Consider the following 23,929-nt stretch of genomic DNA (forward strand, 5'->3'; position numbering starts at 1 on the left):
TCTATATGGAGTTTTTACCAATATCACGACGATAAAAAATATTCTCTTGATTCATACGTTGCAAGTGCTGATAAACATCAGCCTGAGCGTGACTCAACGAATCAGCCTGTGTTTGCATCAAGTACAATCGCCCACCATTGCTGATCAATTCTTCATCTTGCTTGCGAACACCAGCAAAATTAATCGTCAATGGACAATTTTTGAAATCATCGACTTTACCTAAACTACCAAAAATTGGTTTCTGCGGATAACCTTGGCTGACCGCAAAAACCCCTAGATTAAGACCTTTTGTTTCCCAATTTATCTCAGTAATTTTTTTATGGTTCAAAATCTTTACAAAAATATCAGACAAATCAGATTTCAAACGTGGCAAAACCACTTCAGTCTCAGGATCACCAAAGCGAGCATTGAATTCAATTACCTTGATACCATCTTTAGTCGAGATCAAGCCGGCATATAAAATACCCGTATACTTGATACCTTCTTGATATAGTTGGTGAACAAAAGGCTCCAAAACTTGATCAATGGCCATTTGCTTGATGTCTTCAGAAATATTGCCTACTGGACAAACAGCACCCATACCGCCAGTATTAGGACCTTTGTCATCTTCAAAAATTTTCTTATAGTCTTGAGCTAAAGGCATAGGATAAAAGCGCTTGTGATCAACAAATGCCATCAGAGAGAATTCTTCACCATCAAGGTACTCTTCAATCACTACTCTTTTAGTATTGAATTTATGTCCATCCAAGAGCTCACTGACCACTTCTAAAGCTTCATTTAAGTCCTGAACAATATAAACACCTTTACCAGCGGCTAATCCGTCAGCTTTGATAACTGTTGGAAAACTTGATTCAACAGTTAAATACTCCACAGCATTCTCTAAATCAGTAAATTCATGATATTTAGCCGTAGGAATATTAGCATCAGCCATTATTTTTTTAGTAAAAGTTTTTGAGCCTTCTACTTGGGCAGCCAATTTGTTAGGTCCAAAAATCTTTAATTTACGTTCCTTAAAAAAATCGACAATTCCATTTACTAATGGCTCTTCTGGACCAACGACCGTATAGTCGATATCGTTAGTCTGAACAAAGTTAGTTAAGTGATCAAATTCATCTTCATTAATTGAAATCGTTTTGATACCTGATAATTTCATTCCATCATTTCCAGGTGCGCAGAAAACAGTATTTTTATTTTTCAACAATGCCTTACAAATAGCATCTTCTCTGGCACCAGAACCAACAACAAGTATTTTCATTAAAAAACCTCTCTAGTGTTTGAAGTGTCTTCTACCTGTGAAGACCATTGCGATGCCATGTTCATTTGCCATGTCGATTGAGTCTTGATCCTTAATGGAACCACCTGGTTGAACGATAGCTGTAATGTTGTGTTCAGCAGCGTATTGAACACAGTCATCCATTGGGAAGAAAGCATCAGAAGCCATAACTAATGGTGTATGTGTATCAGCTTGTTCTTCTTGTTCAACAGCGATTTTAACTGAACCGATACGATTCATTTGTCCAGCACCAATACCGAGTGTTTTGTCAGTCGTGGAAATAACAATGGCATTACTCTTAACGTGCTTGACGATTTGTTGGCCGAATAATAAAGCTTTCATCTCTTCAGCAGTTGGAGCTTTTTTAGTTACAACTTTGAATTCACTCATTTGATCAACTGTACTATCACGTTCTTGAACTAATAATCCACCCATGACAGATACGTAATCATATTTGTCAGCTTCTTTTGACTTAGAGAAATCAAGTGTCAATAGACGAATATTTTTCTTAGCTTCAAGAATTTCTAAAGCCTCTGGTGTAAAACTAGGTGCAATTACGATTTCCAAGAAGATCTTATGCATTTCTTCAGCAATCTCTTTAGTAACTTCGCGATTGACTGCTACGATACCACCGAAGATCGACATTGTATCTGCTGTATAGGCTTTTCTCCATGCTTTATAAATTGATTCATCATCAACTCCGACACCACAAGGATTCATATGCTTCAAAGCAGCCACACAAGGTTGGTCAAAATCAGCCACGATTCTTAAAGCAGCATCAGCATCCTTGATATTGTTGAATGATAATTCTTTACCATGAAGTTGTTTTGCTGAGGCAATTGAATATTCACTTGGCATAGCACTTTGATAAAAGGCCGCCTTTTGATGTGAATTTTCACCATATCTTAATTCTTGGTGATAATCGTATCCAAGGACTTCGACATCTGGGAATTCATCTTCATTTAGATCAGTCAAATAATGAGCAATAATGCTATCGTATTGGGCTGTATGACGGAAAGCTTTAGCAGCCAAACGACGACGTAAAATTGTATCGTCTTCGTCTGATTGGATACTTTCAAGGACAGTTTCATAATCTTTATTATCAATGACCACATATACACTCTTAAAATTCTTAGAAGCAGAACGAATCATTGAAGGACCACCGATATCGATCTGTTCAATAGCTTGAGCTGGGGTAACATCTGCTTTTGAAATAGTTTCTTTAAATGGATAAAGATTGACACAAACCAAATCAATCGTATTGATATTGAGCTTTTCAAGTGTCTTCATGTGTTCAGGATTATCACGTTTAGCTAATAATCCAGCATGAACGACTGGATGCAATGTCTTTACACGACCATCGAGAATTTCTGGGAATTTAGTTACTTCATCAATTTCAGTTACTTTAACGCCTGCTTCTTGAAGCTTTTTGTATGTACCACCAGTAGAAATAATTTCAAAATCATTAGCGATTAAACCTTTAGCAAATTCAACAACACCTGTTTTATCTGAAACACTGATTAAAGCTCTCTTCATTATTTGGCCACCTCATTATTTTTATTTAATAAATCAAGAATTACTTGGCGATACATCTGATGCTCAGTTTGATGAATTCTTGCTTCCAAACTAGCTTCAGTATCATTTCTTAAACGAACAACTTTACACTGTTTGATGATTGGCCCAGTATCGACCCCTTCATCAATATAGTGAATCGTTACACCAGTTACTTCCTCTCCTGCTTTAAAGGTTCTTTCAATCGCTTCAAGGCCTGAGAACTTCGGTAACAGCGATGGATGAATATTGATAATGTGATTAGGATAAGCTGTTAGTAAAGTTGGTGTCACAACTTTCATATAACCTGCCAATAAAATATATTCGATGTTTAACGGTTTTAATTTTTCAATGATTGCTTGTTCATAACTACTACGATCAGGATAGTTTGACAATTGATTAACGAATACTGGAATATGATACTTTTTAGCTCGTTTTAAAACATGAGCCTTTGGTTGATCACATACCAAAATTTCAATTTCTAAACCTAAATTCCTTAACTCATCCGATTTAGCAATGGCCTCGAAATTACTACCATTACCGGAAGCAAAGACGGCTACTCTCATAGCTTATCTCCTTTCAAAATCAGACTTTGAGATTCTTTTGGTATTAGTTCACCAATTGTAAAAGCATTGGTTTTATTTTCATTCAATAATTCTAAAACCTCAATTTCTCTATCAGGATCGACAGCAATGACCATCCCGATACCCATATTGAAAATGTTATACATATCTCTTAATTCCAACTGTCCATATTTTTGCAAAATATCAAAAATAGGGGGCTTTGGCCAAACGTCAACATTGATTGACGCTGTTAAATTATCTGGCAACATCCGAGGAATATTTTCAAGAAATCCTCCACCAGTGATATGACTGATACCTTTGATCAACCGTTCTTCTAACAGTGGTACAACGTCTTCAACATAAATCTTAGTTGGCGTTAATAACAATTCGCCTAAAGTCTTTCCAGATGCTTCTGGCAACACGTCATTGATAGAAAAGTTGTGATCTTCAAAGAAAATTTTACGAACGAGTGAATAACCATTGGAATGAATACCACTAGAAGTAATACCAATCAAAACGTCGCCAGCTTTTAGATTTTCTCTTTGTAATAAATCGTCTTTTTCACAGATTCCAACCGAAAAACCCGCTAAATCATAATCTTTTTCACTATAAACGCCGGGCATTTCGGCAGTTTCGCCACCGATCAAAGCAGCGTTAGCTTGATTACAGCCTTCAATTACACCTTTGAGTATTTCTTCGACTTTTTGGTCGATTTTTCCAGTCGAAATATAGTCTAAAAAGTATTGAGGAATAGCACCTTGTGACAAAATATCGTTGACACACATCGCAACTAAATCAATGCCAATCGTATCCCACCTCTTGGCTTTATTCGTCAATAACAATTTAGTCCCAACACCATCATCGCTGGAAACTAAAACTGGATGCTTATATCCTTCTGGTATCTCGTAAACACCGCCAAAGTTGCCGATATTTTTATCGTGAGTGTTTTGTTTAACAAACTTAGAAATTTTATAGCCTGATTGAATATTAACACCCGCATCTTGATAGGGATTAGACATCTTGATGCCTCCTTATTTTTTGGATTCGTAATCATAAAGATAGGTTGGATAATCGCCGTTAAAATATGACATATCTAAACCTGAATACGGTGCATCTGCATTTAAACCAATTGCACTGATCAAACCATCCTCACTGAGAAATTCTAGTGAATCAGAACCAAACATTTGATTCATTTCTGGGATCGACTTATGGGCAGCAATCAACTCACTCTTTTCTTGGATATCGATACCATAAAAACAAGGATGCATGAAACGTGGCGAAGCAATTCTTAAATGAACTTCAACAGCACCAGCATCACGCAACAATTGCACGATATAAGCACAAGTGGTTCCCCGGACAATTGAATCATCGACTAAAATCACTCGTTTGCCACGAACAACACCTTTAACAGCAGCTAACTTTTGACGAACGCTCTTTTCACGCAATTCTTTAGTTGGTTGGATAAACTCGCGACCCATGTGTTGATTCTTGATCAAGCCCATTTCGTAAGGCAAACCAATCTCTTCAGCATAACCACTAGCAGCTGATAAAGAAGAATTAGGAACACCCACGACAATATCTCCGTCAGCTGGAGCTTCTTTGGCCAAGTTGGCTCCCATACGTTTTCTAGCTGAATGGACGTTGATACCTAAAATATCGGAATCTGGTCGTGCAAAATAAATGAATTCCATAGAACAAATTGCCAATTGTGTTTTATTCGTCCAGTGATCAATTTCCATACCTGAATCTGAGATGGTAATCAATTCTCCAGGTTGAACGTTACGAACTAAAGAGGCACCGACGGCATCCAAAGCACATGTTTCACTGGCAACTACGAAACCTCCGTTAGATAATTTACCGATTGACAAAGGTCTAAATCCATGTGAATCAAGTGCTACGATCAAGGCATCTTTTGTCAACAATAGATAAGCGAAACCGCCTTGAATCTTGTTAAGCGCCTCAATGATTTTTTCGTGCAGCGTTGGCGCATTGGAAACCTTAATAAGATGCACTAGAACTTCTGAGTCAGAACTGGACTTAAAAATATGACCTTTTTCTTCCAATTCCTTTTTGAGTGTGATGGCATTAGTCAAGTTACCATTATGTGCTAAGGCAATTTGGCTGTCAGTAAAGTCAAATAATAATGGTTGAACATTTTCAATTTTGTTTTCCCCAGCAGTTGAATAACGAACGTGACCAATAGCTGAATTACCAACTAAACTATTAAGAAATTCTGGTTTAGAGAAAACTTGTGTCAACAATCCTAAATTACGATAAGTTCGTAATCTTTTACCATCATTAGCGACAATTCCGGCACCTTCTTGACCACGATGTTGAAGACTGTGCAAACCTAAATAAGTTAAATAATTAGCATTTTCAGCTCCCCAGACACCAAACACGCCACATTCTTCATTCAAACTCTTTACTTCATTAAGCACGCAATCGCCTCTTTCCAATTACTTTTAGCCGCTTGTCCATTAATTTGAACTGTTGCATCAGCGGTAGTAATTTTGAAAATATTTTGAGAACTTACAAATCCTAATAATTCAAAATCCCTTTGGACAAGATTTTCAAAAGCCATTTGATCTTTTGGTGCTACTGTTACTAAGAATCGTGATTGAGTTTCTGAGAACATTTGTTTTGAAGTTAACTTAGTTTCAATTTCAAAACCAAGATCATTTCCAAAAGCTGATTCTGATAAGGCAACTGCCAAACCACCTTCTGAAAGGTCGTGACAACTCTTTAGCAAGCCTTGATTGATAGCTTGTCTGATTAAATCCTGATGCAATTTTTCTTGATTTAAATCTAACGGTCTTAAATCACCCTTTAATTTTTTCATTTGTGCCATTTGAATTTCTGACCCATTGAAATCATCAGCTGTTTGACCTAATACATAAATTAAATCTTGACCGTGCTTGAAATCACTCGTAGTGACTTTCTTGAAATCATCGATCAAACCGACCATTCCTACCATTGGGCTAGGATAAATAGCAACTTCGTTATATTCGTTATAAAGCGATACATTTCCAGAAATGACAGGTGTATCAATAATTTCACAAGCGCTGGCAATTCCTTCAACGCTCTTATCCAATTCATAAAAGGCTTCTGGATCTTCTGGATTACCGTAATTTAAACAGTCAGTGATACCGATTGGTAAGCCACCACTGGCGACGATATTTCTAGCTGCTTCCATAACAGCAATTTGTCCACCAACAAATGGATTTAAATAGACATATTTTGAATTGCTATCGTTAGTTACCGCGATGGCTTTTTTTGTACCGCGAATTCTAACCACGCCACTATCACTACCTGGACGTACCAAGGTATTGGCTTTAACTTGAGAGTCATAAGTTTGATAAAAATATTTTTTACTAGCGATATTCGGACGTTTCAACATATCTAACCAAGTTTCTTTCAATGAAGAAATCGTTGGTTCAAAGTGGAAATCTTTATCATCGATCATTCTTTGAGGTTGTTTTTCAATTCGATCATACTCAGGAACATCTTCAGTCAGACTGTCAACGGGAATATCAGTAACCAACTCATCGTGATGATAAATACGATATTGTTTATCGTTAGTAACTTCACCAATAACAACTGCATCTAATTCAAAATGTCTAAAGAAATTCAATACATCGTCGATGAATTCTGGTTTCACACATAAAACCATCCGTTCTTGCGATTCTGACAACATCATTTCATAAGCAGTCATACCAGTTTCTCGTTGTGGCACGCGATCTAGATTCAATTTCAAGCCAGATCCTGCCTTAGAAGCCATTTCAGCAGTTGAAGAAACTAATCCAGCTGCACCCATATCTTGAATTCCTAAGATCCAATTAGAATGTTGTTCAATAATTTCAACACAAGCGTCCATTAAGAGTTTTTCAATAAAAGGATTACCTACTTGAACAGCTGAACGTTGCTTATTCTTAGTATCAGTAAATTCATCTGAAGCAAAAGTTGCCCCATGAATTCCATCACGACCAGTCTTAGCACCGACATAAACGATCAAGTTTTTATCGCCACTAGCCGTACCGTGCTTGAAGTCAGTACTATTCAACAAACCAATACACATCGCATTAACTAATGGATTGTGTTCGTAACAATCTTCAAACGAGATTTCTCCACCGATAGTTGGCAAACCAATACAGTTTCCATAACCACCAATACCAGCGACTACTTCATTAACTAAATGTTTAGTCTTGCCATCTTTTAATGGTCCAAATTTTAAACTATTCATCAAAGCAATTGGTTGAGCACCCATTGAGAAAATATCTCTGATGATTCCTCCAACACCAGTTGCGGCACCTTGATAAGGTTCAACTGCGGACGGATGATTGTGACTTTCAGCTTTAAAAACTACAGCTTGATTATCGCCAATATCCAAAATACCAGCATCTTCACCCGGACCCGCCAAAACGCGATCACTGTGATTAGGCATCTTACGAAGAACTTTTTTGGAATTTTTGTAAGAACAATGTTCACTCCACATTACGGAATAAAGTCCCGCTTCTGTGTAGTTTGGTAGACGATGTAAAATCTTTTCACTGATCAAGTCATATTCTTCATCAGTCAAACCCCATTGTTGATAAATCTTTTCAGTTTTAATTTGTTCTGCGGTAGGTTCAGTCATTAGTCATTCACCTTTACTTCTGGATTGATTAACGATTGGAATAATTTCAAACCATCATCAGAACCGAGAATTTCTTCAATTGCTCTTTCTGGATGAGGCATCATTCCCAATACATTCTTTTCTTTGTTGGCAATTCCAGCAATTTGGTCCACACTGCCATTGATATTTTCTTTATATTTGAAAATGATTTGACGATTCTCTTTTAATTCCTGCAAAGTTGCTTCATCACAGTAATAACGTCCTTCACCATGGGCAACTGGCACTTTAATCACTTCTTTTGGTTGATAGTGACTTGTAAAAATGGTCTGATTGTTCTCGACTTCAAGGTCGACAGTTTCACAAATAAAGCGACTCTTTTCATTTTGAATCAAAGCTCCTGGCAATAAACCTAATTCTGTCAGGATTTGAAAGCCATTACAGATTCCCAAAACAATTTTTCCTTCATTGGCAAAGCGAATAATTTCTTTAACGATCGGCGCGTGTACAGCAATTGCTCCACTACGCAAATAGTCACCATATGAAAAACCACCTGGAATCAAAACGCCGTCAAATCCCTTCAATGACGTAGCCCGATAATCAACTAATTCGACTGCTTGTTTGATACCGTCACGGATTGCATAAAAGAGGTCCATGTCACAATTTGAACCAGGGAAATTCACTACTGCAAGTTTCATTTATTCAGCCTCCGTAATTTCATAACGATAAGTTTCAATATTAGGATTTGCTAAAAGGTCATCACAGATTTTATCGACGTCATTTTCCAATTCTTGATAGTCACTGGCAAATTTCAATTCAAAATACTTCCCCATGTGAACGTCAGAAATTTTGTCATAACCCATCGTATTGATAGCTGACTTGATTGCCTCTCCTTGAGCATCTAGAACGGAATCTTTCAAAGTAACGTAAACTTTAACTAATTTCATGGTTTCTCTCCTATTTATCTTGTAGTCGTTGCAAGACATCATGGTATGTTTCAACTAAATCACCTTCGTGCTTACGAAAGACATCTTTATCCATTGAGTGGTGACTAGTCTTGTCCCAAAGACGGCAATTATCTGGTGAAAATTCATCCACTAAAATAATTTGACCATTGTATTTACCGAATTCGAGTTTGAAATCTACTAAATCAAAGTTTGCTTTAGCAAAGAAAGGAATTAATAACTGATTAATTTTTAGAGCTTGTTCTTTGATTTCTTCAATTTCATCTTTATCAGCAATTTTTAAGGCGTGAATTTGTGATTCGTTGATAAATGGATCATCTAAAGCGTCGCTCTTGTAATAAAATTCAATAATTGGAGTTGATAATTTTTGACCTTCTTCAATTTGGAATTTTTTTACTAGTGATCCAGAAGTAATATTTCTTAAAACTACTTCTAGTGGGAAAACATTGGTTTTTTTAACAAGTTGTTCGTGATCTGAAAGATTTTTGACTAAATGAGTTTTAATACCATTTTTAATTAAGTAGTCAAAAACCAACATTGAAATTTGACAGTTTAAAACTCCTTTACCTGGCAAAATTTCTTTTTTCTTACCATTAAAAGCTGTTGCTTGGTCTTTATAGACCATCAAAACTTCATCCTCATTTTCAGCTTGATACACGTTCTTAGCTTTTCCTTCATAAAGTAACTTTTCGTCTGTCATTTTTACACGTCCCAAATTGAATTATTTTCGATAGCTTGTTTAGTTTTTTCAAGATCATCGCTTAAAATCGTAATGTGACCCATCTTACGATTTTCTTTGATAGCATCTTTACCATAATCATGGAAATGCCATTCCGGATGTTGAACTAATTCCTTTTTAGCAGCTTCAAGATGTTGACCCAAAAGATTGACCATAGCTGCAGGTTTTAGCAATTCAATCTTTGGCATGGCTAAATTACAAACACCGCGGATATGAGCATCAAATTGAGAAATATTGCAGGCCTCAATTGTTAAATGACCGGAATTATGAGGTCTTGGCGCAATTTCATTAACAAACACTTCATCTTTAGTAGAAATAAAGAATTCGATACACATCGTTCCTACTAACTCGAGTTTCTCAGCTAAAGTTTCAGCAACTTGATAAATGTGTTGAGCACTCTTCTTACTGATTTGAGCTGGACAGGTACTCAAATGCAAGATGTTATGACGATGAACATTTTCGATGATTGGAAAAATTGACTTCTCACCGTTACTATTAGCAGAAACGACAACCGAAACTTCTTTTTCTAAATCAATTTTCTTTTCTAGCATACAAGGCCCTTGCATCAATAAATGTTCAATATCAGCAAAGCAAACATCTTCGGGATCTGTAATCAAAATTTGACCTTTACCGTCATAACCACCGCGGATTGTTTTCAAAATCACTGGTGCGCCTAATTTTTCAACACCACGATGATATTCAAAGATATTTTCAATCACAACGTGTGGTACAGTTGCAAATCCGTTGGCATCGATAAAATCTTTCTCAGAAATTCGATTTTGAGTGACCTTTAACGCTTTAATACCTTGTGGTACTTGAGTGTATTTTTTTACTTCATTGATGGCTGAAGCGTCAACGTTTTCGAATTCATAAGTCAAGACGTCACATCTCTTAGCTAATTCAACTAATTGATCAACATCAGAATATTCAGCCACGATTTGATCATCAGAGACTTGAGCAGCCGAACAATTTGGTTGTGGATCTAAAATAATTACTCTATAACCCATTTCCTTAGCACAAAAGGACATCATTTGACCTAATTGACCGCCACCGATAATACCAATCGTTGAGCCTGGTAAAATTGTCTTATTCAAGATCTTTCCCACTTTCTAGCGATTTGTCATGCATCGCTTGAACATATTTTGTTAATGATTCTTGATAAGTATTATTTTGTAATGCACAAATCTTTGTTGCTAAAATTGCTGCATTTTTAGCTCCAGCTTCACCAATTGAAACAGTTGCCACCGGAACTCCAGCTGGCATTTGTACGATTGAAAGCAATGAGTCCATCCCTTTGAGATATCTCGATGGAACCGGCACCCCAATCACCGGTAAAATTGTTGATGATGCGATCATGCCAGGTAAATGAGCAGCTCCCCCTGCTCCGGCAATGATCACTTTGAAAGTATCCTTAGCACCTCTAGCAAAATCGAGCATTTCTTGAGGCGTGCGGTGCGCTGAAATCACTTTGGCTTCATAGCTGACCCCAAGTTCTTGCAAAACATCAATTGTATTTTGCATAACTTTCAAGTCAGAAATAGAGCCCATAACTATCGCTACATCAGACATTAAAAATTTCCACCTTTCTTGCTTTGGTATCCAAAGTTTATCAGGGTTTTCATTTTCTTTCAATGGAAAAAGCGTATTTTATGCAATATTTTTCTTTTATTATTCGTGTTTATCGTTTACATTTTGCTGATAATAATTGGATAAATATTTTTAGTTCGCATTTTACTTATACTTTAATTTTTAGCATAAAAAAATAAGCGATACACATATAAAAATATGCATATCACTTATTTTGGTTTAACTATTTGTTGTTCTTTTGTGAATTCTTCATAGTATTCATTAATTGATTAAGTTTCTTTTGTGAAGGCTTTTGTCCCATTTGAGCCATCATTTGCTTAATCATATCAGCACTGATTGGTGGATTATCTTGGAAATATTTCTTCATATACCATCTAGCAGCGAAGAAACCACCAACTAGGCCTACCAACAAAGCTAAAATACCAACGACTATTGTTGTTCCCATTTATGTTTCACCCTTTCCATATACTAATTAATATTACAAAAAAAATTCAATAATTGAAAGCCTAATCGTCACGTAATCCTTTTTTACGTTGAATTTCTCTAACTTTTTCAGGAGTAACTTCATTTCCTTGCTTATCAAAGACACGTAACATCTCAATTTGTGATCTAAAACTAGCACGGAAATTCTTCAAGTATTCTTTTCTAAGTTCAGCTTGTTGATCTTCTTCTTCTTTAGTAATTGTGCCGGCTTTAGCTTTGTGCGCTAATTCATTAATTTTTTTAAGTAATTCGTCTTGTTCGTTCATTTTTCCAAATCTCCCTAATACAATCGAACACTTGTTTGAACTTGTATTCAAATTTTGATACAATCTATTTAAGATATTAACAATGAGGTGTTCTAATGTCAAAAGCTGAAGGCTCTAAACAGTCACAAATTTTACAATGCATTTACGATTACTTGGATGAACATGGATATCCGCCTACTGTTAGAGAGATCTGCGAAGCTGTAGATTTATCTTCAACATCAACGGTTCACGGTCATCTATCTCGTCTTGAAAAGAAAGGCTACATTCAACGTGACCCTACTAAACCACGTGCCATCGAATTAACGACCATTGGACTCAATTCAATCGGTATCAAATCTAAACAAATCCCGATTTTAGGTACTGTTGCTGCTGGTCAACCAATTACTGCTGAGAGAAATCCTGATGGTTATTTCCCAATCCCACCTGATTTGAATCGCGAATCTGGTGAGTTATTCATGTTAGAGATTCATGGTGAAAGTATGATCAATGCTGGAATCTACGATGGCGATCACGTTATCGTTCATGAACAAAACTTTGCTAATAACGGCGAGATCATTATTGCAATGACCGAAGACATTGAAGCTACTTGCAAGAGGTTTTATCAAGAAAATGGACATTACCGCCTACAACCAGAAAATGATACGATGGACCCTATTATCCTAGATAATGTTGAGATTTTAGGAAAAGTCGTTGGACTTTATCGTTCACAAATTTTCTAAAACTACTTATTCAAAACCACTCAACCGATGAGTGGTTTTTTTATTGAGCAACTTTTATAGGTGTTTTATTAAACGTACTCGATAGATTTCAGGAACTTCATTTAGAGCATTAATTAAATCTTCTGCATCATCTTGTTCCAAATCATTAACATCTACGATTGTATAGGCAACTTTATCTTTAGCTGCATTGGCCATATTTTCAATATTGATTTGGCGATTAGCTAATTGTGTACTGATTTGTCCAACCATATTAGGAACATTTTGGTGAATTACGGTAATTCGAAAAGCTGTTTCAAAAGCTACTTGCATGTTTGGTAAGTTGACACAGTTATTTGTATTACCATTTTGTAAATAATCCATGACTGTATTTGCACCTTGAATAGCTCCATTTGATTCAGCTTCTAAAGTTGAGCCCCCGATATGTGGCGTAATCGTAATTTGAGGATTTTCGGCAATAACTGGTTCACCAAAATCAGTACAATAATGATTTATTTTTTGATTACGAATAGCCTTAATAGCGGCTTTATTATTGACGATGCCAATTCTTGAATAATTAAATAAGACTACCCCATCCTTCATCTCATTGATTTCTGGCGTTCCAATCAAGCCAATTGTATCTTCATTTTTGGGTACGTGAACCGTGACAAAATCGGCACTCTTAACAGCTTTTTTTATTGTATCCACCCGTTTAACTTTATTATTGATTCTCCAAGCGGCATTAGCAGATAAATAAGGATCGTAGCCAATTACTTTCATTCCTAATCCTAACGCAGCATTGGCAACTAAAGAACCAACATGACCTAAGCCAATCACTGCAATTTTTTTGCTAGCTAATTCTGTGCCGTTAAATTTGGTTTTATCTTTTTCAGTTCGTTGAGAGACATCAGCTTCTGTATGCTCATCTGAATATTGATGTGCTGCAAAGAGATTTCTTTTCGTAGCAATCATCAATGCCACGATCAATTCCTTAACCGCATTAGCATTACTACCAGGAGTATTAAAAACAGCAATTCCTTTTTGAGTAACGCGTTCTAACGGAATATTATTAACACCCGCACCCGCTCTAACGATTGTCTTTAAACTTTGTGGGAAATCAGCTTCCAACAAATTCACTGATCTAATCAAATAAGCATCTGGATCGTCTGTCTTGTTAATTCCAAAATCATTTCTAAAAGTATCTAAGCCGCTTTGGGCAATTGCATTAAAAGTTTTTACATCATACATTAGTGTTTCCCCCGATAATCTTTTTCAAATTTATTTAAGAAATCAACTAGCTTTTCAACGCCACTATAAGGCATGGCATTGTACAAACTAGCCCGCATTCCACCGACTGAACGATGACCTTTAATATTTAGTAAACCTACTTCACTAGCCTGTTGAATCAGTGCTTGATCTAAATCTTGGTTACCTGTCACAAAAGGTACATTCGTTAAAGAACGGTCTTTTTTGGTAACAGGAGCAGTAAATAGTTTGGAACCGTCTAAGAAGTCGTACAATAAATCGGATTTTTTACGATTGCGGCGATCCATTTCTTCAACTCCACCTTGTTCTTTGATCCATTTCAAAACCAAACCAGCCACATAAATGGCAAAAACTGGTGGTGTATTGAACATTGAATTCTTTTTAGCAAAGAGTTCGTAATCAATCATGCTAGGAAGATTTTTAGCTTTGCCGAGCATTTCATCCTTAACCACGACGATAGTTAATCCGGCAATCCCAACATTTTTTTGAGCCCCCACCATCATCAGATCAAATTTAGAAAAATCATAATTTTGGGCTAAGAAGTTCGATGACAAATCGGCTACTAAGGGTGTAGTCTTCGTCTTTGGTAACGTATTGTAGGCAGTTCCTTCAATCGTATTATTAGTCGTAATGTGTAAGTAATCGTAAGTATTTTGTGGCAAATTTTTTAATACAGGCAATTGAGTGTAATGTAGATTTTTCGTTGAATCTAAGACATCTACTCCAATGCCCAAACGACTAGCCTCATCCCTAGCTCGATCAGCCCAATGACCGCTATCTAACAAAGCAATCTTTTTATGTTCAGTTGCCAAATTCAAAGGAGCTGCACTAAACTGTAAGGTACAACCTCCTTGGAAAAAGAGTACGTGATAATTATCTGGTACTTGCAATAATTCTTTTAAATCTCGTTGTGCTTGATCGATAACTTTTTCAAACAAATTCGAACGATGAGATATTTCCATCACACTCATTCCCGAATTATCAAAAGATGGCAAATCTTCCTTAACTTTTTTTATGACTTCAGTTGGCAAAACTGCTGGACCGGCTGAAAAATTATAAACTACCATGAATTCCACTCCTTTAAAAAATTAGAAAAAAAATCCCCACAGATAAAATCTCTGTGAGGAAACTAATTGACTTGATTTATTAACCCCACAGTTATGAATTTAACTTCATACATGAGGTTTAGTTAATAAGCCTACATGTATATACGTGTAGACTTGGAGGAGACTGTAAGGTTTAATGTATTTTTGATGTTTTTCATATTAAAGAACCTCCAATTAACTTAAATAAACTTTAACATTCTTTTAATAATTGTCAACTAGTAATCTTTATTTATTATGAATATAATTATCTTAAGACAAATATCTAGGAGGTCGCATGACTCAATTTTATTTTATTCGCCACGGACAAACGAAAGCTAACGTCCTAAAAATGAAACAAGGCACGATTAATTCAGAAATCACCTATCTCAATGATAATGGTCAAAAGCAAGCTACAAATTTACGTAATCACTTTGATATTAGTTTCGCAGATAGAATCATCTCCAGTCCTTTAAATCGCACCAAACAAACTACTGAAATTCTCAATCAAACAGCTCAATTACCAATTAGTTTTGATAAACGATTATTAGAGATTTCATATGGACAATGGGACGGCCAAAAGAACGCTGACTTGAGAAAAAAGTACCCAGATGCTTATAATGATTATTGGGACGACGTCTTACCAATGTACGTCAAATACGCTCAAGATGGTGAAACTTTTGATGACGTGATCAATCGTGTCCACGAATTCATGATTGATGCCACTAACAAGTATCCTAACGACAAAATTATTTGTGTTACTCATGGCTTCACTATCAAAGCCGGTGCCTTGGATGTTTTAAAACCTCAAGATCCAATGAGCCTACCAGAACCAAGAAACACTAGCGTGACTAAAATAACAGGCATTAGTGATAGAGAGTTTTATTTAGAGTATTATAATCAAATCTTTAATTAAAATTTCGAGATGAAAAAATGTGACAATTCAACAATTAGAAAATGAAATTATCAAGCAAAAGATTACCAATTTTAATGGTTTAAGTGGTTTAGCAAGCGTTAGAAACAGTGATATCGAAGAGTACTTTTATGGCTTCATGGATTGGCTGATCGAAAATAAGATTCTAGAAAGAGTTAACGATTACTCGGAAGTTAATTTAACTTTACAATATATTAATTCTGATGATTTTATTGTCTGGATCTTACATTTTGGCGATGTCTATGCTAATTTGTGTGAACGATATTCCGAGATCATCTATCCAAATGGCTTGAATAAATCAGCAATCAAAAAATTAAAACAATTGAAAAAAATCAACCCTAAGTATTCTTTTTTAGTTGCCTTGACTCATCATCTTAAAAAGAGTCACTTTTATTCTGATCGTGATCTTGAAAAACTCAATTCACTTTTAAAAAACATCCCAAATAATAACAACAGTAAAATAAAACGTAATTCTGCTTTAGGACAGGCTTTATTCGATTCCTTATACACCCTTTCCAATTATGGAATTGAACGAATGGTCAAAAAAAGTATCTAAAAAATCCGCTATCTTAATTGATAACGGATCTTTTTAGTCTAATTTCAAATTAGCTGATTCTAAAGCTTTTTTCACAACCCACATGACATCTTCACTGTGTTGCAAATGTTTGCTAACTGCTTGTAAGTCATGGGTTCTAATGATCCTTTCAAATTCAACGAATTCTTGGTACATCCGATGTGGATAAACGTTGTGATCGATTTTTTCTACCAATTCCTTATCATTATCATAAATATCAAATGATTTCATTTCATTGGCTGGACCGTTGACTACAATTGAACCACGATTGCCTTGAATGACACTACTTCTAAATGGGATAACTGAATCCTTAGCACCGATGGCTACCGCTTTAACTGATCCATAATCCAAAGTTAAAATTCCAGAAGTATCAATATTGCGTTCGATATTTGGTAAATAACTAACTTGTTTTGGACGCCCTAACAAACCGACAATAAAGTGAATATTATAAATATTGAGGTCCATCAAGGCTCCACCACCTTTTTTAGGATCAAATGCGGGTAGAATTTCTCCGGCTTTAAAAGCATCATATCGAGATGAATATTGTGAATAATTACTCTCAATAATCTTCAAATCGCCTAATTCAGGTAATTTCTTCTTTAAATCGAGAAAGTTTTGCAAATATTGGGTCGTAATTGCTTCTAGTAAGATTAAATGCTTCTCTAGAGCGATCTTTTTCAAATCTTCAAATTCTTGAAACTTAACAGTAAAGGGTTTTTCTGAGATAACATTTTTTCCATTTTCCAAAGCTTTTTTTGCAAATTGATAATGTAAGAAATTAGGAACTGCTACGTAGACGGTATCAAAATCACTCTTTTGTAATGCTTCGCCAAAATCAGTAAAGACTTGTCCAATATGATATTCATTCTGCAATTGTTGCAAAACATCAATGCTTCTATTCGTACCGATAATTGCCGTCAATTGTGTTTCTTTTAGATCCTTAGTAATCGTCAAAAAGTCATGTACGATATTTCCTGAACCAATAATCGCTAATTTCATTTTCAATGCCTCCAAATCTTTTATCAATTCCATTGAACCACGACTTATTAAGTAATAACGTAATATATACAAAACGGTAAAAATGTTCCAATTATTTTTATACTAAAAACAAATTAGGTGAAACATTATGACTATTATTAACCAATTAAAGACTCGAGATAATTTCAACGGTTCCGAAAAAGACTTAGCCAATTACATTTTAAAAAATAAAGAAGATGTTTTAAATTTATCGATTCAAAAGCTGGCTATTAATACCTTCAGTTCGACTTCTACAATTGTCAGATTATGCCGAAAAATTGGATTGAAAGGTTTTAAAGATTTCAAAATCAAATTATCAGCTGAATTGCAAAAACATTACGACGATATATCAACCGTTGATCCCGATTTTCCCTTTACAGAAGATGACTCTAATAAAGAAATTGCCCAAAAAATCGCTAACGTCATGGAAACATCAATCAAGCAAACGAGTGAACTTTTGGATAATTCCACACTAGAGAAAGCCATTCGTTTAATTTCAAAAGCTAAAAATTTCGGTATTTTTGCATATGGTGATACTTATATTTCTGCTTTAAGTTTTCAAAACAAGTTAATGAAAATAAATTTTCACGCGCAGTTGCCAACCTTAGTTGAAGAAAGTAACTTTCTAGCAGATAATTTCCAAAAAGATGACTGTGCTCTTGTAATTTCTTACAGCGGTCGAACCAAAACTACTTATCAAATGACAAAAATCTTACGACTCAACGGTTGTTGTATCATTGCGATTACTGCTGACAAACATTCTAAAATTGCTCAACTCAGTGATCTAGTCATCCCAATAAATAACTCGGAAAGCTCGACCGATAAAATCTCACCTTTTGCTTCAAGTGTTGCCATCGATTACATTTTAAACACCTTGTATTCGGGATTATTTGTAGCTGATTACGATAATAACCAACGACATCGCTTGGCATCCGAAAAATTATTTTCCGATTCTAGATTTTCAGAGCAAAAAAAATAAACCATCCATAAAGGTTGGTTTATTTTTTTAGAAGTTTTACTTCACTGTTTGCATTAAATTAGATGTCACGACGACGTTCTTTAATACGAGCAGCCTTACCTGTACGAGCACGTAGGTAGTAAAGCTTGCTACGACGTACACGACCATGTCTGATAACTTCGATTTGTTCAACACGAGGTGTGTTCAATGGGAATGTTCTTTCAACACCAACACCATTACTCATCTTACGAACAGTGTATGTTGCACTGATTCCTGAACCATGTCTCTTGATTACGACACCTTCGAATAATTGGATACGTTCACGTGAACCTTCAACAACCTTAGCATGTACACGAATAGTGTCACCACTACGGAAGTCAGGAATATCAGAACGTAATTGTTCTTTAGTAATATCTTGAATTAATTTATTCATAAATAATTTCTCCCTACCGACACTCTTATATATCTCGGACATACAGCGGAATATCGTTAATATGTGCGTTCAAACACTCTTAATATGATACTTTATTTGAACTTAATTGTAAACTAGTTATTTTGGCGAATTTTTTGTAAAAGCTTTTTTTCTTCATCAGTCAACGAAGCATGCTCCAACAAATCAGGGCGACGCTCTAAAGTTTTCTTCAAAGCTTGTTCTAAACGCCAGAGACGAATTTTTTCATGGTCCCCACTGGTTAATACGTCAGGAACCTTTTTACCACGGAAATCGGCTGGACGTGAATATTGAGGGTATTCCAACAAATTGTTTGAGAAGGATTCTTCTTCAGCTGAAAATGAATTTCCCAATACACCCGGCACAAATCGCAATGTTGCATCAATCATGCTCATAGTTGGCAATTCGCCACCCGTCAAAATATAATCACCAATCGACACTTCATCAGTCACCAAATCTTTGACACGTTCATCAAAGCCTTCGTAATGTCCACAAATAAACACTAATTGATTTTCTTTAGCAAAATCCTTCGCCATTTTTGTATTGAAAGTTTTACCAGCTGGATCTAATAAGATGATCCTCTTTTTACCTGGTTTCTCTTTCTCAACATAATCCATGGCATCATAAATTGGTTGAGCTTGCAGCAGCATCCCGGCTCCTCCACCATATGGTGCATCGTCAACGTGGTTTTGCTTATTAGTAGTAAAGTCACGAAAATCAACAACATCAATATTTGCAAGTCCTTTTTCTTGAGCTTTTCCAATCAATGACTCATTTAGTGCCTGAAACATTCTTGGAAAAATACTTAAAATTGTAATATCCATTAATCTATCAACCCATCCGGTATTTCAACTTTGATTTCTTTATTTTCGAGATCAACTTTTTTAATTACATCGTCAATATAAGGTAATAGGATTTCTTTATATTTTGGACCTTTGACGACCCAAACATCGTTAGACCCTAATTCCATGATTTCAGTGATTTTGCCAACTTCACCTAAATTTTTGTCGACCACGTTCAAACCGATAATTTGACTGTATAAAAATTCGCCATCTTCTAGGTCACTAACTTCTTCACCATTAGCAAACAACTCGGATTTAACGAATTTCTCTACGTCATTAATGTTGTCATAGCCTTTTAATTTCACTAAGACAAAATTCTTATGGGGACGTGATGATTCAACGACAAATTCCGTCTTATCTTTTAAGAACAATTTTGCACCTGACTTAAAACGGTCTTCAGGAAAATCAGTAATAGGAATTACTCGCAATTCGCCTTTAATACCATGAGTATTTACGATAGTACCAACACGATATAATTTTTCAGTCATTTTTCCTCCGTGAATAAAAATGGAACCACGACGATTGTCTGGTCCCATTAAAAATTACTATTTTGTAAATTTGCTTTCATGGAACTTTTGCATAATTCCGTGTTGTTTCAACAAGTGACGAACAGTATCTGAAGGTTGTGCACCTTTGTTTAACCATTCAACGATCTTGTCATCATCCAACTTGATTTCTTCTGGTTGTGAAATTGGGTTGTAGTAACCAACTTGTTCGATAAAGCGACCATCACGTGGTGAACGTGAATCTGCAACTACCAATCTGTAAAATGGTCTTAACTTACTACCCATACGTTTCATTCTGATTTTAACTGACATATGTTTGTTTCCTCCTAAATACTTAACTTCGTTAGTATACACAAAAAAATAAGTGCTGTAAAGAAAAAAACTTTACAGCACTTATTTTTTTATGACTTGAAACGTTTGATTTTCTTTAAACGCTTCTTCTTTTTCTTCTTATTACGACGAACCATTGATTTCATAGCCATCTTACCTAGACGACCCTGGACGCCATTGCCCATCAATTGTTCCATTCCAGCCATGTTACCTTTACTCATCTTATTCATCATGTCACGAGACTGCTTGAATTGTTTGATCATCCGATTAACATTTTGGACACTCTGACCAGAACCAGCCGCAATTCTACGACGACGTGAAGGATTCAAAAGATCTGGATCTTCACGTTCTTTAGGTGTCATAGAATAAACGATAGCTTTCAAATGAGCAATATCTTTCTCGCCAATATTAATATTAGCTAAGGCAGGATTATTAGCCATTCCTGGAATCATCTTCATCAATTCATCCAAAGGACCCATCTTTTGAATTTGATCCATTTGGTCGATAAAGTCATTGAAATCAAAACTGTTTTCACGAATCTTTTCAGCAACTTCTTTAGCTTGCTTTTCATCGTAATCAGTTTGAGCCTTTTCAATCAAGGTCAACATGTCACCCATACCAAGGATTCTATTGGCCATACGGTCAGGATGGAAAACATCTAATTGATCGAGTTTTTCACCTTGTCCAATGAACTTGATTGGCTTACCAGTAACAGAACGAATTGAAAGTGCAGCACCACCACGGGTATCACCATCCAACTTCGTCAAAACGACACCAGTAATATCTAGTTGTTCGTCAAAACCGTGTGCAACTTTGGCAGCTACTTGACCAGTCATTGAATCGGCAACGAACAAAATTTCATTCGGATGTGCTAAATCTTTGATTTTTTGAAGTTCTTCCATCAATTGTTCATCGATTTCCAAACGTCCAGCCGTATCAATAATTACATAATCATTTTTATTTTCCTTGGCGACAGCTAAACCATTTTTAACGATTTCAACTGGGTCATTGTCAGTTCCCTCATCATAAACGGGAACGTCTAATTGTTGACCAATAGTCTTCAATTGTTCGATGGCAGCAGGACGATAAACGTCTCCGGCAATGAACAATGGACGAGCCTTGTTATTTGTCTTCAAACGATTAGCTAATTTACCAGCTGTGGTAGTTTTACCAGCACCTTGGAGACCAACCATCATAATGATTGTCGGAATGTGTGGTGCTTTATTCAATGGAACTGCTTCTTGTCCCATCAATTTAGTTAACTCTTCATCAACAATCTTAATAACTTGTTGCGAAGGAGTCAAACTTTCCATTACTTCTGCGCCCAAAGCACGTTCACGAACAGTTTTAACGAAAGTCTTGACAACGTCAAAATTAACGTCGGCTTCCAATAAGGCCATTCGAACTTCACGCATTACTTTACGAACATCTTCATCAGAAAGCTTACCTTTTCCCTTTAAGGAAGAAAAAACTTTTTGTAAACGTTCGCTTAATCCTTCAAAAGCCATACTCTACTCCTACATTTCATTTATTTTTGAAATTCTTTGTACTAATGCTGACAATTCCTTATCATCAGCATATTTAGTCTGAACCAATTGACTGAGATTTTTTGAAATATCATCAATTTCTTGAGTTTTCTCCACCAATCCCAGCTCTTTTTCAAACGATTCTAACAAATTAACAGAACGATGCAAATTATCTAGGACTGCTTGTCTTGAAACATCTAATTGCTCAGAAATCTCACTGAGTGAAAAATCTTCTACATAATAAAGATCCATATAGCGACTTTGTTTCTTTGTTAACAATGAATGATAAAAATTATACAACAAATTGATACGGGTCGTTTCATCGATATCCATTACTTATTGGATGTCCCAACGATTAAATCTTTGAAAAGTCCATAAATAAATTTCTCTGGGTCAAAGTCACGTAAGTCATCCATTTGTTCTCCAAGACCAACTAATTTAACTGGAATATGTAATTCATTTCTGATTGCCAAGACGACCCCACCTTGGGAACTTCCATCCAATTTAGTCAACACAATACCAGAAACCTCAGTCGTTTCATTGAATTGCTTAGCTTGACTTAATGCATTTTGTCCCGTTGATCCATCAAGCACTAACAAAACTTCTTGTGGTGCTTCTGGTAGTTCACGAGTGATGACACGTTTGATTTTTTCTAGTTCACGCATCAAACCTTCTTTATTTTGTAATCGTCCAGCTGTATCGACTAACAAGATGTCAAAATCCTCATTGATTGCACGTTGAACGGCATCGTAAACGACTGAAGCTGGGTCAGTATGAGCTTTACTTGCTTGAACAGGAACATTTACACGTTTACCCCATTCTTGTAATTGCTCGATTGCTCCAGCTCTAAATGTATCCCCAGCAGCCAATAAGACTTTCTTACCTTCTGATTGATAACGATGAGCTAATTTTCCGATAGTTGTAGTCTTTCCTGCACCGTTAACACCAACGAACAAGAAGATAGTAGGTGTCTTATCGGTACTAAACTTCAAGTTATTATCTTCGTTCTTACCTTCTTCACCATACATATCAACTAATTTACGCACGATAACGTTAGAAACATCGGATTTTTTCTTAGCATTTTCCAACTTAACTTCTTCACGCAATTCATCAGAGATGCGCATTGCTGTTTCATAGCCAACATCGGATTCAATCAATAATTCTTCCAAATCATCAAAGAAATCTTCATCGACACTTCTAAAGTTAGCCAAAAAATGATTTAGTTTAGAACTAAAAGAATTACGACTCTTCTTTAACCCTTCATCGTATTCTTTGACATCATCTTTTGGTTCTTCAGATTCTTCAGGCTCTTTAGTTTCTTCAGATTCTTGAGCAACCGGTTGTTCAGTCTCAGCTTCAGTTTTTTTGTCTGCTTCAAAGGCTTCTTCTTGAGGTTCAACAGTTTTTTCTTCTTTTATTGATTCTTCAGAAGTTTGATCAAGCTTTGATTTTGATTCTGGTTCCGGATTTGCTTCTTCAGTATTGGGTTCAATCGGCTGCTTAGTTTTCTCTTCTTTTGCTGGTTTGGTTTCAGCATTTTCTTGTGGTTGAGCCTCTGTTGCAGATTCCTCTTTCTCTTCAGGAGAAGCTGGTTCTGGTGTTGACTTTTGGTCAGATTCAGGGGCTTGTTCTGAAGCTTTTTTTTCTGGTTCTTTTTCTTCAGAATCATCTTTACCGGTAAAGGCTTTTTTAATTCGATCAAATAATCCCAT

27 protein-coding genes are annotated in these 23,929 nt (G+C 35.9%); 4 read left to right on the top strand and 23 right to left on the bottom strand.

The window, feature by feature from the left end:
- Nucleotide 1 precedes the first annotated feature (1 nt).
- The 13 genes from purD to FC88_RS09595 form a co-directional block, all read right to left on the bottom strand.
- Nucleotides 2–1,255 carry a phosphoribosylamine--glycine ligase gene (gene purD, locus FC88_RS09535; RefSeq protein WP_057815037.1) on the bottom strand — a complete coding sequence of 418 codons (1,254 nt, stop codon included), beginning with the start codon at nucleotides 1,253–1,255 and terminating at the stop codon, nucleotides 2–4.
- A 12-nt stretch (nucleotides 1,256–1,267) separates the two neighbouring features.
- On the bottom strand, nucleotides 1,268–2,809 hold the full coding sequence (purH, locus tag FC88_RS09540) for a bifunctional phosphoribosylaminoimidazolecarboxamide formyltransferase/IMP cyclohydrolase (RefSeq protein ID WP_187323367.1): 1,542 nt from the start codon (nucleotides 2,807–2,809) through the stop codon (nucleotides 1,268–1,270).
- Nucleotides 2,809–3,390 (bottom strand): phosphoribosylglycinamide formyltransferase, encoded by a 582-nt coding sequence (gene purN / locus FC88_RS09545; RefSeq protein ID WP_057815041.1) that lies wholly within the window; start codon nucleotides 3,388–3,390, stop codon nucleotides 2,809–2,811. Before purN ends, purH begins: the two co-directional genes overlap by 1 nt.
- Complete coding sequence (gene purM, locus FC88_RS09550; protein WP_057815043.1) at nucleotides 3,387–4,406, bottom strand: phosphoribosylformylglycinamidine cyclo-ligase; 1,020 nt, start codon at nucleotides 4,404–4,406, stop codon at nucleotides 3,387–3,389. Before purM ends, purN begins: the two co-directional genes overlap by 4 nt.
- Before the next feature lie 12 nt (nucleotides 4,407–4,418).
- Entirely contained in the window at nucleotides 4,419–5,825 is a 1,407-nt protein-coding gene (gene purF / locus FC88_RS09555; protein ID WP_057815045.1) for an amidophosphoribosyltransferase, read from the bottom strand.
- The gene (gene purL / locus FC88_RS09560) at nucleotides 5,810–8,020 is read right to left on the bottom strand and encodes a phosphoribosylformylglycinamidine synthase subunit PurL (protein WP_057815047.1); all 2,211 of its coding nucleotides are present in this window, start codon (nucleotides 8,018–8,020) and stop codon (nucleotides 5,810–5,812) included. Before purL ends, purF begins: the two co-directional genes overlap by 16 nt.
- Nucleotides 8,020–8,694: a phosphoribosylformylglycinamidine synthase subunit PurQ gene (gene purQ / locus FC88_RS09565; protein WP_057815049.1), complete on the bottom strand. Its 675-nt coding sequence runs from the start codon at nucleotides 8,692–8,694 to the stop codon at nucleotides 8,020–8,022. Before purQ ends, purL begins: the two co-directional genes overlap by 1 nt.
- A complete protein-coding gene (gene purS / locus FC88_RS09570; RefSeq protein WP_057815051.1) occupies nucleotides 8,695–8,943 on the bottom strand; it encodes a phosphoribosylformylglycinamidine synthase subunit PurS in 249 nt (82 codons plus the stop codon).
- A 10-nt stretch (nucleotides 8,944–8,953) separates the two neighbouring features.
- Nucleotides 8,954–9,661: a phosphoribosylaminoimidazolesuccinocarboxamide synthase gene (purC, locus tag FC88_RS09575; RefSeq protein WP_057815053.1), complete on the bottom strand. Its 708-nt coding sequence runs from the start codon at nucleotides 9,659–9,661 to the stop codon at nucleotides 8,954–8,956.
- A 2-nt stretch (nucleotides 9,662–9,663) separates the two neighbouring features.
- Nucleotides 9,664–10,794 (bottom strand): 5-(carboxyamino)imidazole ribonucleotide synthase, encoded by a 1,131-nt coding sequence (gene purK, locus FC88_RS09580; RefSeq protein ID WP_057815055.1) that lies wholly within the window; start codon nucleotides 10,792–10,794, stop codon nucleotides 9,664–9,666.
- A complete protein-coding gene (gene purE / locus FC88_RS09585) occupies nucleotides 10,787–11,269 on the bottom strand; it encodes a 5-(carboxyamino)imidazole ribonucleotide mutase (protein ID WP_057815057.1) in 483 nt (160 codons plus the stop codon). The genes purK and purE overlap by 8 nt, the downstream gene beginning before the upstream one ends.
- Before the next feature lie 241 nt (nucleotides 11,270–11,510).
- Nucleotides 11,511–11,732, bottom strand: coding sequence for a YneF family protein (locus FC88_RS09590; RefSeq protein ID WP_057815059.1), 222 nt, complete (start codon nucleotides 11,730–11,732; stop codon nucleotides 11,511–11,513).
- Nucleotides 11,733–11,793: 61 nt separating this feature from the next.
- Nucleotides 11,794–12,036, bottom strand: a complete 243-nt coding sequence (locus FC88_RS09595; RefSeq protein WP_057815061.1) for a DUF896 domain-containing protein — start codon at nucleotides 12,034–12,036, stop codon at nucleotides 11,794–11,796.
- Nucleotides 12,037–12,131: 95 nt separating this feature from the next.
- Here FC88_RS09595 and lexA point away from each other — a divergent pair, with 95 nt between their 5' ends.
- Nucleotides 12,132–12,755 carry a transcriptional repressor LexA gene (gene lexA, locus FC88_RS09600; protein WP_057815063.1) on the top strand — a complete coding sequence of 208 codons (624 nt, stop codon included), beginning with the start codon at nucleotides 12,132–12,134 and terminating at the stop codon, nucleotides 12,753–12,755.
- Between the two features lie 54 nt (nucleotides 12,756–12,809).
- On the opposite strand, the gene FC88_RS09605 is transcribed toward lexA, so the two are convergent.
- Together FC88_RS09605 and serC are read right to left on the bottom strand one after the other, a co-directional pair.
- Nucleotides 12,810–13,979: a phosphoglycerate dehydrogenase gene (locus FC88_RS09605; RefSeq protein WP_057815065.1), complete on the bottom strand. Its 1,170-nt coding sequence runs from the start codon at nucleotides 13,977–13,979 to the stop codon at nucleotides 12,810–12,812.
- Nucleotides 13,979–15,064: a 3-phosphoserine/phosphohydroxythreonine transaminase gene (serC, locus tag FC88_RS09610; protein WP_057815067.1), complete on the bottom strand. Its 1,086-nt coding sequence runs from the start codon at nucleotides 15,062–15,064 to the stop codon at nucleotides 13,979–13,981. Before serC ends, FC88_RS09605 begins: the two co-directional genes overlap by 1 nt.
- Before the next feature lie 313 nt (nucleotides 15,065–15,377).
- Between serC and FC88_RS09615 the strand changes: the two genes are divergently transcribed.
- Both FC88_RS09615 and FC88_RS09620 read left to right on the top strand, forming a co-directional pair.
- On the top strand, nucleotides 15,378–15,995 hold the full coding sequence (locus FC88_RS09615) for a histidine phosphatase family protein (protein WP_057815069.1): 618 nt from the start codon (nucleotides 15,378–15,380) through the stop codon (nucleotides 15,993–15,995).
- 19 nt (nucleotides 15,996–16,014) lie between these two features.
- The gene (locus FC88_RS09620) at nucleotides 16,015–16,569 is read left to right on the top strand and encodes a hypothetical protein (protein ID WP_057815071.1); all 555 of its coding nucleotides are present in this window, start codon (nucleotides 16,015–16,017) and stop codon (nucleotides 16,567–16,569) included.
- Nucleotides 16,570–16,602: 33 nt separating this feature from the next.
- On the opposite strand, the gene FC88_RS09625 is transcribed toward FC88_RS09620, so the two are convergent.
- Entirely contained in the window at nucleotides 16,603–17,586 is a 984-nt protein-coding gene (locus tag FC88_RS09625; RefSeq protein WP_057815072.1) for a Gfo/Idh/MocA family protein, read from the bottom strand.
- A gap of 127 nt (nucleotides 17,587–17,713) precedes the next feature.
- On the opposite strand from FC88_RS09625, the gene FC88_RS09630 reads away from it, so the two are divergent.
- Nucleotides 17,714–18,583 (top strand): MurR/RpiR family transcriptional regulator, encoded by an 870-nt coding sequence (locus tag FC88_RS09630; protein WP_057815074.1) that lies wholly within the window; start codon nucleotides 17,714–17,716, stop codon nucleotides 18,581–18,583.
- A 58-nt stretch (nucleotides 18,584–18,641) separates the two neighbouring features.
- On the opposite strand, the gene rplS is transcribed toward FC88_RS09630, so the two are convergent.
- The 7 genes from rplS to ftsY all read right to left on the bottom strand — a co-directional run bounded on the left by rplS (nucleotide 18,642) and on the right by ftsY (nucleotide 23,929).
- A complete protein-coding gene (gene rplS / locus FC88_RS09635) occupies nucleotides 18,642–18,995 on the bottom strand; it encodes a 50S ribosomal protein L19 (protein WP_057815076.1) in 354 nt (117 codons plus the stop codon).
- Between the two features lie 113 nt (nucleotides 18,996–19,108).
- Complete coding sequence (trmD, locus tag FC88_RS09640) at nucleotides 19,109–19,837, bottom strand: tRNA (guanosine(37)-N1)-methyltransferase TrmD (RefSeq protein ID WP_057815078.1); 729 nt, start codon at nucleotides 19,835–19,837, stop codon at nucleotides 19,109–19,111.
- Complete coding sequence (gene rimM, locus FC88_RS09645) at nucleotides 19,837–20,343, bottom strand: ribosome maturation factor RimM (protein WP_057815080.1); 507 nt, start codon at nucleotides 20,341–20,343, stop codon at nucleotides 19,837–19,839. The genes trmD and rimM overlap by 1 nt, the downstream gene beginning before the upstream one ends.
- 57 nt (nucleotides 20,344–20,400) lie before the next feature.
- Nucleotides 20,401–20,673, bottom strand: a complete 273-nt coding sequence (rpsP, locus tag FC88_RS09650) for a 30S ribosomal protein S16 (RefSeq protein ID WP_010019451.1) — start codon at nucleotides 20,671–20,673, stop codon at nucleotides 20,401–20,403.
- A gap of 89 nt (nucleotides 20,674–20,762) precedes the next feature.
- Entirely contained in the window at nucleotides 20,763–22,199 is a 1,437-nt protein-coding gene (ffh, locus tag FC88_RS09655; protein ID WP_057815082.1) for a signal recognition particle protein, read from the bottom strand.
- Nucleotides 22,200–22,208: 9 nt separating this feature from the next.
- A complete protein-coding gene (ylxM, locus tag FC88_RS09660) occupies nucleotides 22,209–22,550 on the bottom strand; it encodes a YlxM family DNA-binding protein (protein ID WP_057815084.1) in 342 nt (113 codons plus the stop codon).
- A complete protein-coding gene (gene ftsY / locus FC88_RS09665) occupies nucleotides 22,550–23,929 on the bottom strand; it encodes a signal recognition particle-docking protein FtsY (RefSeq protein ID WP_057815085.1) in 1,380 nt (459 codons plus the stop codon). Before ftsY ends, ylxM begins: the two co-directional genes overlap by 1 nt.

Origin of the sequence: Companilactobacillus futsaii JCM 17355 (assembly GCF_001435505.1) — a bacterium.
Taxonomy (GTDB): Bacteria; Bacillota; Bacilli; order Lactobacillales; family Lactobacillaceae; genus Companilactobacillus; species Companilactobacillus futsaii.

Coding starts and splice junctions, on each gene's coding strand:
- ftsY (WP_057815085.1), bottom strand. CDS start 23,929: ATGGGATTATTTGATCGAATTAAAAAAGCCTTTACCGGTAAAGATGAT.
- purC (WP_057815053.1), bottom strand. CDS start 9,661: ATGACAGACGAAAAGTTACTTTATGAAGGAAAAGCTAAGAACGTGTAT.
- ffh (WP_057815082.1), bottom strand. CDS start 22,199: ATGGCTTTTGAAGGATTAAGCGAACGTTTACAAAAAGTTTTTTCTTCC.
- purL (WP_057815047.1), bottom strand. CDS start 8,020: ATGACTGAACCTACCGCAGAACAAATTAAAACTGAAAAGATTTATCAA.
- lexA (WP_057815063.1), top strand. CDS start 12,132: ATGTCAAAAGCTGAAGGCTCTAAACAGTCACAAATTTTACAATGCATT.
- trmD (WP_057815078.1), bottom strand. CDS start 19,837: ATGGATATTACAATTTTAAGTATTTTTCCAAGAATGTTTCAGGCACTA.
- FC88_RS09615 (WP_057815069.1), top strand. CDS start 15,378: ATGACTCAATTTTATTTTATTCGCCACGGACAAACGAAAGCTAACGTC.
- purD (WP_057815037.1), bottom strand. CDS start 1,255: ATGAAAATACTTGTTGTTGGTTCTGGTGCCAGAGAAGATGCTATTTGT.
- serC (WP_057815067.1), bottom strand. CDS start 15,064: ATGGTAGTTTATAATTTTTCAGCCGGTCCAGCAGTTTTGCCAACTGAA.
- purH (WP_187323367.1), bottom strand. CDS start 2,809: ATGAAGAGAGCTTTAATCAGTGTTTCAGATAAAACAGGTGTTGTTGAA.
- purE (WP_057815057.1), bottom strand. CDS start 11,269: ATGTCTGATGTAGCGATAGTTATGGGCTCTATTTCTGACTTGAAAGTT.
- purM (WP_057815043.1), bottom strand. CDS start 4,406: ATGTCTAATCCCTATCAAGATGCGGGTGTTAATATTCAATCAGGCTAT.
- rplS (WP_057815076.1), bottom strand. CDS start 18,995: ATGAATAAATTAATTCAAGATATTACTAAAGAACAATTACGTTCTGAT.
- purS (WP_057815051.1), bottom strand. CDS start 8,943: ATGAAATTAGTTAAAGTTTACGTTACTTTGAAAGATTCCGTTCTAGAT.
- ylxM (WP_057815084.1), bottom strand. CDS start 22,550: ATGGATATCGATGAAACGACCCGTATCAATTTGTTGTATAATTTTTAT.
- FC88_RS09595 (WP_057815061.1), bottom strand. CDS start 12,036: ATGAACGAACAAGACGAATTACTTAAAAAAATTAATGAATTAGCGCAC.
- rimM (WP_057815080.1), bottom strand. CDS start 20,343: ATGACTGAAAAATTATATCGTGTTGGTACTATCGTAAATACTCATGGT.
- purQ (WP_057815049.1), bottom strand. CDS start 8,694: ATGAAACTTGCAGTAGTGAATTTCCCTGGTTCAAATTGTGACATGGAC.
- purN (WP_057815041.1), bottom strand. CDS start 3,390: ATGAGAGTAGCCGTCTTTGCTTCCGGTAATGGTAGTAATTTCGAGGCC.
- FC88_RS09625 (WP_057815072.1), bottom strand. CDS start 17,586: ATGAAATTAGCGATTATTGGTTCAGGAAATATCGTACATGACTTTTTG.
- FC88_RS09630 (WP_057815074.1), top strand. CDS start 17,714: ATGACTATTATTAACCAATTAAAGACTCGAGATAATTTCAACGGTTCC.
- FC88_RS09605 (WP_057815065.1), bottom strand. CDS start 13,979: ATGTATGATGTAAAAACTTTTAATGCAATTGCCCAAAGCGGCTTAGAT.
- rpsP (WP_010019451.1), bottom strand. CDS start 20,673: ATGTCAGTTAAAATCAGAATGAAACGTATGGGTAGTAAGTTAAGACCA.
- FC88_RS09590 (WP_057815059.1), bottom strand. CDS start 11,732: ATGGGAACAACAATAGTCGTTGGTATTTTAGCTTTGTTGGTAGGCCTA.